The sequence below is a fragment of the Planococcus versutus genome, from assembly GCF_001186155.3.
GTDB lineage: Bacteria > Bacillota > Bacilli > Bacillales_A > Planococcaceae > Planococcus > Planococcus versutus.
In genome coordinates this window covers 1-9,775 of sequence record NZ_CP016542.2, presented here as the reverse complement: position 1 = coordinate 9,775, position 9,775 = coordinate 1, and the positions used below count along the sequence as shown (strand labels likewise).

The window sequence follows — 9,775 nt, the reverse complement described above, 5'->3', positions numbered from 1 at the left end:
TGTGAGCGTCATAGACTCCCGTAACGCCGCGACCTCTGTGACGGTGTAAATTCGGCTATTACTTTTGTTTCTTTTAAAAAGAATCCCTTCCGATTCAAAGCGAAGGCTGTACTTTCGTAACGTCGAAGTAGAAATACTTAATTGTTTACAAACTTCACTGGGAGTCATCATCAATCGCTCACCACCTCTTTTATTTTCATGTTATAAGAGTTCCGTTATGCTTGCATCTCTTTTTCAAAATTGAGTTTGTAAAAATGAAGAAATAGTTAAGTGCACGAATTTCAGAATAGAGAAGAATGAATATTCCACTTTTTATATTAAGGATTGGTTTATTTTGGTATATTGATAACAGAACTCAGTACAGAAAATTATTAATTCCTAGGAGGAAGACGAATGAAAAAAAGTATTTCATTAATAATTTTACTATTTATCTTGAGTGGTTGTGGAAACGGCAGTGATCGGTATAATTTTTCAGGCAGCAGTGAAAATTGGGATGTATTTTATGTAGTTGATGTTTCTAATCCGACTGAGCAGCAACAAACTGGCACCATTAACTTTAGAGGAGAAGAATCAGGTCCGGAAACCATGGATTATAGCATCAAATACTCTGGGGGAAGTTCTTCGGGAATCGACGTACCTTTAGTAAAGGGAACAGCGAATACTGGAAGAGGAGCCTGTCAGGGCTGTGCAGTTATTCAAAAAGACGAAGAAATAGAAGTTGAGATTACGTGGAATGGACAAACAGAAAAGTTAACATTAATTAATAAAAAGTAAATAATAAGTAAACAGAGAAAAAAAGAAGCCCCTTTTAAATATAATTAGACAAGTTTACATATCACAGGTTATCGGAAGCGAGAAGAAAAGAAAGTAGATGCTGGATATCGGCATTTGCTTTCTTTTTTTCGTTTTCGTTTATTTGGGCAAGATGGCTAAATAAATCCGTGTGCTTCTTTTCGTTTTTATTGATTGATTTTATACATCCGAAGGCGACAATTTTTTCCCAATCACCACCCCGATTTTGGGGTGGTGTATAACTGGGCACTCCGGAATTTTGGCTGCTGTCGATCACCTCGGAAATGCCCTTCTCTTTTTAGAATGGGTTCGTCCGTTTCAAAAAAAAAAATCAGAACAACAAGATTCAATGCGAGTGCCCATTTATACGCAGTGATTTTTTTTCAAAAAATAACGACGTCCGCTGGGTTTCCTGCAGGGGCTCAAATCATGCAGAAAAATTCACGGACCCAGCAAAAACAGAGAAAGAGCATAAGGGAAACGTGCCCCCATTTCCAATGGGGGACGAGGCAGAGCCTCGTGTTTGAGTGGGACCATTAAATTTTCATTTTGGTACAGTTTTGTACCATGAAAAAATCACTTTGGTACACTTTTGTACCAAAAAATAATCACGTTGGTACAAAAGTGTACCAACTTTTTTTGTGACTTGATTTAGACAATACCGAATATAGACAGAGAGCAATAGAGTTAGTTCGAAAAATCGAGAAGTTGTAAATTTTCGCAAGTGAAGACATTGAAATTACCAGCGAAAAAGTGAGTCAATTAATTCAAACAGCTAGATTAGATTTCAAGCAATTAAATCATTTGTTAGAGAAAAATAATCTTGCTCTCTCTCGAGATACGATTTAAAAAGTGGAGTTTTATAACTACCTAGAAGATCGAAGTTGATAAAATTAAGACTCGAATTAGAAACAGAATATTAAGTAAAATTTTTTTATGTTACTATTTGAGCCGATACACTTAAGAATTTTAGGGGGGATTTTTTGTTACGTAAAGTAAGTATTTCGATAGCAATCATCACGCTAATTTTAGTGGTTTTAAAATTAATTAATCCATCTTTTGAGCCTTTTGAGAACTTTATTTTTGCTTGGCTATCTTTAATGTTCTTCTTCATGGGTCTGGAATATGTGGTAGAAAAAAGAAAAATTATAGGTTCAATATTTATTGTTGGTTCACTTTTCATTATTTTTTCATTCTTCGTTGCGTAAAGCTTACATAAAAAAGATCAATCCTAAGTGACGGTTTTCTATGGTTTATTCTGGATGATTTAGCCCCTGCGGGAAATCCAGCGGACGTCGTTATTTTTTGAAAAAAAATCACTGCGTATAAATGGGCACTCTCGCTGAACTTTTCGTTTTTGCTTGTTCAAGGAAATCCAGAAAACAAATGGCTAGAAAAAAGAATGACAAGTACAAAAGATCGCTGCGGTAAAAATTCCGACAGTGCCCAGTTATACACCACCCCAAAATCGGGATGATGACTGGCATCTCTTTGTCGCCTTCGGATGTAAAAAAGAACCTTCACCAAATTAAAAAAGAGGAAAAGGCACCCACAAAAAAATCCGCCTTTGATTTTTGGTCTTCAGAAAAATCAAAGGCGGATTTTTAAGGCGTGAACGCCTGCAGCATATTTTACGTATCTTTTCTTTTTTTAGCGGCTAATCGTTTGAGCGTTTCTTCTTTCTCTTTTTCAAATTCAGGATTTGGTTTGGCGGCGACTTTAGGTTGATCTCTAGACGTGAACCAATCCGGTAATCTTTCTTGTCGTCCGGTTGGACGTTCTTTCATCGGCTGCAGATCCGCAAACGTAATGTGCCCTCCTGCTTCATGAACATCCCATGCCGAAGTGATTTTGGCTTTGATGAATCCAAGTGGATTTTTCACGCTTTGTTCTTCGTTGACGTAGCGAATCAGGAATTCTAATTCCTTTTCGGCATCCTCTTTCCAGATAAGGGACGCGCCTTGGTGCAGCTGTGCAAAGAATACTGTATCGAATCGATAACCATCAGTCTGTTCGTTTAATCGAGCGCGTATTTGCTCAAATTTAGAGGGTTTTTTAACTTTTCCCTGTTTCTTTTCGTCTTTCGGTAATTGAATTTCCTTTTCTGGAGTATGTCGGATAGTAAACTCAATCTTCTCGATGCTTCGCCCTTTTTTTATTTCTTTAAATTCTATAGTAAGGTCTGTTTTTTTATTTAATTCTATAACTGCAGGCTGTAAAACTCGAGATTTAAAGTGGCCATATTGCTTGTAAGTATTAGTTTCTATTCCAATCTTATCTTTCAAATCTTGAACAGGATACTCCCATCGGCCAAGGTGCTGCCATTTTTTCATTAATTCATATAATCGAATAGAATAACCACTTTTCAACGATAAAATGTTACTCAATTTATAAGACGTAAATGCTGTTTTTAATTGTAATAAGTAAGGCTTAAGATCTGGTGCAAAACGAAGTTTAATCGTTCCAGAGCCATCTACATATTCAGCTCTAGACACCCAGTGGGTCATTACCCATCCATCATTTTTAGATGGTATTTCCACTACTTTAGACATCAAATCTTCTACTATTTTCTTTAGTTGCGTATAATGTTCTCGTCCTTCTAATCCAAGCATTTCATGAAATTCTCGAACGGAAATAACATAGTCTTTAAAGTCTTCATCAGTTGGCTCAATCATACTAACCATAGTTAAAATAATTTTTTGTTCTCTAGTACTTAGTGGTTTTTTTTGGCGAGCTTCAATCAATTGATTTCCCTGTGTAACTAAATAATTTGAATCCATTCATTTCACTCCTCGCATTTAAATATCACTTTTAAAAATAGTGCGATATTTATTGTTTTAATAATAACCTTTAAACCTCTTAAAAACAACAGGTAACACATATTATTGACTTGTGATAATTCGAATCAAAAGTGTGATGTTTCGAATCAAAAGTGTGATGTTTGAGGAATCAAAAGTGTGATGTTTCGAATCAAAAGTGTGATGTTTCGAATCAAAAGTGTGATGTTTAGGTTCATTAAAGTCAGTTGCACCAAGGGCTCAGACCTTCTCTAAAACACTTAAAACATTTAAAACAAGTAATATAAAACACCAACAACACGCATACGCGCGCAAGACGGTGGTGGTGGAATAAATGGAACCAAAAGTGTTACCTTTCAACTTCAAGCCCAAAAAAACTGTTCCTAGAAAAAGACAGCTGTTGTTTGCATGTTGAATCATCTTAAAACGCACAGAAACCACCCTAAAAGCGTTTTTAAGGTTTAAATTGAATACATACAAGCAAATGTTTTTAAGACGCCTAAAAACCACCTTAAAAACGGTTTTTCATAAACAAAAACTCCACAGAATAAAATCTGGGAGTTTTACAGGCGAAACGTTTTTAAATTGCTCTCGATCTGTTCGTCCGTAATGCCAATGTAGCGCAACGTGATCTGCGGATGCGCATGATTCAAGATGTTCTGCAGCTCGGCAATGTCTTTGAACTGCTTGTAATGCCAATAGCCGAATGTTTTGCGCAAGGTGTGCGTGCCAATGCCCACCGAGATATCGACCATCTGTGCGGCCTTCTGAAGCTGTCTGTAGGCTTGAACGCGTGTAATCGGTCCATTTCCCTTGCGACTCGGAAAAAGCCACTCAGCGCCCTCTAACGTGCGAATATAGGCATCCAGTTCGTCGTAGATATTGCCGAGGTGAATCGTTCGCCGTTTGCCGGTCTTCCCTTCGCGCAACGACACCACTTTCTTGCCCTGGATCTCATGGATTTTGATGGCTAACAGATCCCCAACACGCAAGCCGGAATTGATGCCGAGCAAAAACAAAATATAATCTCGTTCGCTGCACCACTTTTTCAAGCTCCATTTCATGTCCTCAATGCGTTCCAGTGAACGGATTGGCTGCACATCTTTGATTTCTTGTTGTTTGGTCATGAACTCTGTTACTCCTTTCGTCTCAAGGATTGGTTTGATGAACCTCCCCTGTTTTTGTACTCACGAACACCACGAGCTTGCCTTCGGTCCGTGAAATTCCACTGAATAGATAAGCCCCTTTGGGGTCAAGCGGATTCCACGAGGAGATTACGGGAACAGTAGTGAACTCCAGTTGTTCCATGTCATAGCTGGATGAGACTTTTGTTTCGGCTTGTTGATGAGTGAGGGCAGGAAAAGAGAAAACAACAACAATCCCTAATAACAAAACAAAACCAAAATAGACGCCGTAACGTTTCTCACGCAGGTACTGTTTATAGACCACAACATGAAGTACAAGAAGTATCATTGGCAAAGCAATCGACATCACGTTTTGATAAACTTCTGCATTGATGACAAGCAATAAGATAGCCATCCCAACGGATAAGGCAATTCCAATTCTATAGTCTTTCATAGCTACGAGTCTCCTTTGTATTTGATTGTTAGATACGTATGTACTGCACTACTCAAGGAATTTAAAGAAAAGAAAAAAGAGCGCCGCCAAGGAAAAGCAAGCCCAGTAGAATCAACGATCTGAATGTATCATTTTTTTAGGTATGTTTAGTTTCGCTTGTTTTTTCGTCGAAGTCAATAGACTCAGGGGTTTGAATGTAACTTAATTAGACTTATGTTACATTCAAAGTGAGTAGAGAAAGCTTGAAATGAGCACTTAAAATTTTAATAGTGGGGAAAGAAATAAGAATGAAAATAGAAAAAGAGTGCATGATTCTCTGAAGAAACACTCACTCTTTTTCATATGAAAGAAATATTAAAAGAAAATAGATTTCAAGCCTCTTCACTAATTTAGAAATATAGATCAGTTACTTCTCCAATCGAGAATAGCATTAACGTTTTTACCTTCAAAAATATTGCTACTAAATTCTAGACGCTCTTGGTTTCCAGATACAGTGACACTCGGAACTGAATAAGTGTTTCCACCTTTTACCCCTCTTTTCCATGCAGCAGCACCATTAGTACCTTTTGTTCTTACATCCAACGTCACACCTTGCGTAGCGTGTAATCTTAAGCCAGCTTGAGCACTACTAGTAGCTTTTGTTTGGTACTTTGTGTTTCCACCAGGTCCGTTATGGTTCGGAACGTATACGCTGATATTATTTTGCCATGCAGTTCCTGCATAAGTCACAGCTCCTCCTGTAAGTAGTAAAGAAGCAGAAAGGACTCCGACCAAAACTTTTTTCATAATTGCATTCCCCTTTTCCTTAAAATATGAATTGTAATAAATTATTACAATTACTTGTTTAATATACTAATATAAACATATAATGTAAATAAATAGATTACCTTGCAATATAAAGGTGGAATGAAAAAGAGCAGTAACCTCCTTTTTTGTTGTGCCGACAAGATATGATCAAACTTAGATAGGAGAATGATAGTGGCGTATTTAATTACAAAAGAGATAACCAATAAACTCACATGGAAATTCCTCTGCGCAGTAGGGATTCTGGCATCCCTTCCGCTGATTTATTTTTTTATTGTGCACCGAAGTTACGAATTTTCAACTTCTTATGACATTTTTACGTTTTTATTAAGCGGTATTTTGGAACTAACGTTTCCAATTTTAGTTGCGCTGATTTATTTGGGTTCTTTTTCGCTGGAAATCGACGATAGATTCCTTTTTTATACACGTTCAAGGATTTCTATCAAGAACTATTTAACCTTGAAGTTTTCCGCTAATTTCTTCTTGTGTTTCAGCATTTTTTTCTTGTTCACGTTTACTATGTTTCTTCTTTCTTTCTATGTGTTGCCACACTATGAATACATCCAGGCTGGGTTTGCCAATGCAGAAACGAGCTTCTTCGCCCTGAACAATTTGACTGCGGAATCATACACCCTATCTCAACACACGTTTACCCAACTCTTTGCCTATGGCCCCTTGGCTTACGGCCTTTTCTATTCCACCTGGATAGGAATAAATGCAGCGCTTTATGCGTCCATCGGTTTCCTGTTGCTTCTTGTGTTGAACAATCGTTTCTTGGCCTTGGCCTTGCCTTATATCTTTTATCTGGTGGGAAGTTTTATGTTAGGGGCAATTGGTTTACGCATCTTCAGGTTCCATTACTCCATCTTTCCATTCGGCTTTGTCCAACAATCCTTCTGGGTGCCCTTTGTTCCGTTTGCCTTTTTAGTTTTCATGTGTGTGTTGCTGTTCTTATACATAAAGGAAAACGCTGAACGCTTGGACAATCTCCTATGAAGCTTCTCAACCACGTGGCATACGAGTTTGCATCATGGAAATGGTTCTTTTTCATCCTTTTTCTGTTGCCATACAGCTTCAAAAACAGAAATTTCATTGTGGCAGAGGCAACCGTTTATCAATTGCCATTGAACAAATGGGATGTTGTACTTGATCTCCTAAATGACCCGTTCTTAATGCTGTATTTAGCCTTGCCTCTGTTCCTTTTTAGTTTCAGTAACATTGTTCTCACAGAAAGAAGAGACGATGTTCTCATGAGGACAGGCAGTTACACAGGATGGATCGTTTATACGATGAAAAAAATAATTCCCACTCTTATCGTCTTTTTTTCGCTTTGTCTCTTTGTTTCTAGCTTGGTCACGGTTAAAATTCCGTTTGATTTCAATTGGAGTGATTTCAGCACCCAGTCCACTCCTGGAAATTACAGGATTTATCAATTACAGCAATACATCGACTCGCCATTCACCGCCCTTTTTTCACAAGTGATTCTTCTTTTTTTCTTTTTCTTGTTTATCCATTGTCTGTTGGCAACTGTCCACTTATTCTTTCATTCTAAACAGGGGATTCTCTTAGTAAATATCGTGGTCTTCAGCGGGATCCTTGTCTCGTTTAAAAAGCCTCCCTCTGAATGGATGTGGCTGCAGGTTTTAAATTACATTTTCCCTGCATATGCGTATGCCAATCTTGGTTCTCTTCTTCCAGCCTTGTTTGTATTGGGACTGGGGATAAGCTTATGTTTTGGAGTGGTGGTGTATTTCAAAACCCACTGGATTGAAAAGGCGAAGAAACGCTTGAAAGAGCACTATCTGGTCCTCAGTTTCTTGCTGATGTGTACACTCGGAATCAGTTCGTCGGCATTGGATTTTGAGTTGATGCCACAGACCGTCTGGGATTTGTTTTACCTCCGTTTTTATGGCGTCTCTGAAACCGGGTATACTCTTCTGAGTTATTTATTTTTTTGTCTCGTTTTCTTAGGGATTGTTTTCTACTTTCAAGATTTCATGAATAAACAGTTGAGCAGTCAGGCTTATTATCTCCTCATCCGGTATAAATCGATGAACGTCTGGTTTCTGAACCTGCTCAAGGGAATGGCCGGCAAGGTGCTTAAATTCCTGTTCTTCCTCTTTGTCCTCGTTCTGGCCATTGGCGTTTTACAAGGGAAATCTGTCAATATGACCTTTTCCATCGACGTGCCGATTACGGTCATCGAGATGAGTTACCACTATTTTGTAAATGGATTTTTACAGATTTTTAATTACATCCTTTTGGCGTTTATCGTGAGGTGCATCTGGAAAGAACCCATTTATAGCGTGCTTATCCTGGCTGTTTTCATCTTAGGTGGACTTCCGTTTATTCATCAAGAGGTCCCTGTTCCTTTTGGGTTGAATGCGTTAGGAAGTTTGACTGGGGAAGCCAACGAAATCTATTACCGACGGGAATCTTATTGGTCTATCTTCTGGGTGAGCTGGGCATCGTCGCTTTTATTTTCAACAAGAGAAAGAATATATTTTACTGAGGAGTTGGAGTGCCATGTCGATCGTTGAAGTGAAGAACATCAGCAAGTCTTTTAAAGGCGTTCCTTGTTCGAGAACGCGAATGCGGAATTTGCCAAAGGGAAAATTCATGGAATTGTCGGACCGAACGGTTCTGGGAAATCGGTCTTGTTTAAACTGATCTGTGGATTTTTGAAACCGGATAGCGGAACCATCGTAATTGACTCTGAGTACAGAACTGAAGACGTTGATTTCCCAAGGGTTTCGGGATTGTCATCGACCGGCCCGGCTATTTGGCGAATAAAACGGGGTTTGAAAACCTGAAAAGATTAGCGTCCATTCAGAATGTGATCGGAGAAACAGAAATTAAAGAAGCCATGGAGACGGTGGGCTTAAAAGCAGATGCGTCGCAGAAAGTGAAAAACTATTCTCTGGGAATGAAGCAAAAGCTTGCCTTGGCCCAAGCGATCATGGAAAAGCAGGAAGTCCTTATACTGGATGAGCCTTTCAATGCGTTGGATTCGGAAAGTGTCCAAAACATCCGCCAGTTATTGTTGAAATTCAAGGAAAACGGAAAACCATCATCATGACCAGTCACAACAGCGAAGATATTGACTTGTTATGCGACCAGGTGTACCAAATCAACAACCAGAAGTTGGAATCGAAACTGATTCCTTCTACGTGAATTTAGCAGGAAAAAGACACGTTTATGAATACAAAAGGAGAGAAGAGATCATCAACTGATCCTCTTCTCTCCTTTGTATTCAAGTACCATGTAATCCAATATATTTCAAAAAGCTCATCTATTTATCAATCTTTAATGGACACTCTTAGCTACTGCAGTTTGAGTTTTAAATGTAACTTAACTGCACTTAAGTTACATTCGTTTCCGCTAAAACAGTACCCTTTATTTGTTCCAGATCCTGGCCATAAACCTCGGTGTCTTTTTTAGGCGTTATCGGCTCAGATTCGCTTTCTTCCTCCTGTGAGGACTGTTCTGACGCATCTATCTCTGGTTCTTCGGGTATTGGTGCAACTAGCTGCTGCTGATGTTCCTCTATCTGATCCAATTGATGCTTCATCTCTTCTAAGGCTTCTACAAACAAAGAATCCCGTTTTCGCATCTCTTCCTTCAAACTTCGATTCTCTTCTTCAATGTCTTCCAATTTTTTCAAGATAACGGCTGTCGCGACGTCGTCATGACGCCGCGGCGGTGTGCTTGTGACGCCGTTTTCTGGCGTTATTGTAGACACGCCCTTTAGCCCTTCAGAAGCTTCTCTGACAGCATTTTCGAACGTTTTGCCACCGCTTTTT

At 38.8% G+C, this 9,775-nt stretch carries 9 protein-coding genes and 1 pseudogene; 5 read left to right on the top strand and 5 right to left on the bottom strand.

Annotated elements, in window-relative coordinates; translation table 11 throughout:
• Positions 1-393: 393 nt before the first annotated feature.
• Complete coding sequence (locus I858_RS16755) at positions 394-774, top strand: lipoprotein (RefSeq protein ID WP_049695204.1); 381 nt, start codon at positions 394-396, stop codon at positions 772-774.
• A gap of 1,001 nt (positions 775-1,775) precedes the next feature.
• Positions 1,776-2,000 (top strand): hypothetical protein, encoded by a 225-nt coding sequence (locus I858_RS16745; RefSeq protein ID WP_049695019.1) that lies wholly within the window; start codon positions 1,776-1,778, stop codon positions 1,998-2,000.
• Positions 2,001-2,423: 423 nt separating this feature from the next.
• On the opposite strand, the gene I858_RS16740 is transcribed toward I858_RS16745, so the two are convergent.
• The 4 genes from I858_RS16740 to I858_RS16725 all read right to left on the bottom strand — a co-directional run bounded on the left by I858_RS16740 (position 2,424) and on the right by I858_RS16725 (position 5,954).
• Positions 2,424-3,572 (bottom strand): replication initiation protein, encoded by a 1,149-nt coding sequence (locus I858_RS16740; RefSeq protein WP_049694148.1) that lies wholly within the window; start codon positions 3,570-3,572, stop codon positions 2,424-2,426.
• Between the two features lie 581 nt (positions 3,573-4,153).
• Entirely contained in the window at positions 4,154-4,717 is a 564-nt protein-coding gene (locus I858_RS16735) for a tyrosine-type recombinase/integrase (RefSeq protein ID WP_065524955.1), read from the bottom strand.
• 22 nt (positions 4,718-4,739) lie between these two features.
• Positions 4,740-5,168 carry a hypothetical protein gene (locus I858_RS16730; RefSeq protein WP_065524954.1) on the bottom strand — a complete coding sequence of 143 codons (429 nt, stop codon included), beginning with the start codon at positions 5,166-5,168 and terminating at the stop codon, positions 4,740-4,742.
• A 402-nt stretch (positions 5,169-5,570) separates the two neighbouring features.
• Positions 5,571-5,954 carry a hypothetical protein gene (locus I858_RS16725; RefSeq protein WP_049694580.1) on the bottom strand — a complete coding sequence of 128 codons (384 nt, stop codon included), beginning with the start codon at positions 5,952-5,954 and terminating at the stop codon, positions 5,571-5,573.
• A gap of 192 nt (positions 5,955-6,146) precedes the next feature.
• Here I858_RS16725 and I858_RS16720 point away from each other — a divergent pair, with 192 nt between their 5' ends.
• The 3 genes and pseudogenes from I858_RS16720 (at position 6,147) to I858_RS17705 (ending at position 9,146) form a co-directional block, all read left to right on the top strand.
• Entirely contained in the window at positions 6,147-6,968 is an 822-nt protein-coding gene (locus I858_RS16720) for a hypothetical protein (RefSeq protein WP_049694581.1), read from the top strand.
• The gene (locus I858_RS16715; protein WP_065524953.1) at positions 6,965-8,512 is read left to right on the top strand and encodes a hypothetical protein; all 1,548 of its coding nucleotides are present in this window, start codon (positions 6,965-6,967) and stop codon (positions 8,510-8,512) included. Before I858_RS16720 ends, I858_RS16715 begins: the two co-directional genes overlap by 4 nt.
• Positions 8,499-9,146 (top strand): annotated as a pseudogene (locus I858_RS17705) (ABC transporter ATP-binding protein). Before I858_RS16715 ends, I858_RS17705 begins: the two are co-directional and overlap by 14 nt.
• Before the next feature lie 187 nt (positions 9,147-9,333).
• On the opposite strand, the gene I858_RS16705 reads toward I858_RS17705, so the two are convergent.
• A complete protein-coding gene (locus I858_RS16705; protein WP_162273633.1) occupies positions 9,334-9,636 on the bottom strand; it encodes a hypothetical protein in 303 nt (100 codons plus the stop codon).
• Between the last annotated feature and the right edge of the window lie 139 nt (positions 9,637-9,775).

Excerpts from the sequence above, each read along its gene's own strand:
- I858_RS16740 (WP_049694148.1), bottom strand. The coding sequence starts at position 3,572 with ATGGATTCAAATTATTTAGTTACACAGGGAAATCAATTGATTGAAGCT.
- I858_RS16725 (WP_049694580.1), bottom strand. The coding sequence starts at position 5,954 with ATGAAAAAAGTTTTGGTCGGAGTCCTTTCTGCTTCTTTACTACTTACA.
- I858_RS16715 (WP_065524953.1), top strand. The coding sequence starts at position 6,965 with ATGAAGCTTCTCAACCACGTGGCATACGAGTTTGCATCATGGAAATGG.
- I858_RS16755 (WP_049695204.1), top strand. The coding sequence starts at position 394 with ATGAAAAAAAGTATTTCATTAATAATTTTACTATTTATCTTGAGTGGT.
- I858_RS16735 (WP_065524955.1), bottom strand. The coding sequence starts at position 4,717 with ATGACCAAACAACAAGAAATCAAAGATGTGCAGCCAATCCGTTCACTG.
- I858_RS16730 (WP_065524954.1), bottom strand. The coding sequence starts at position 5,168 with ATGAAAGACTATAGAATTGGAATTGCCTTATCCGTTGGGATGGCTATC.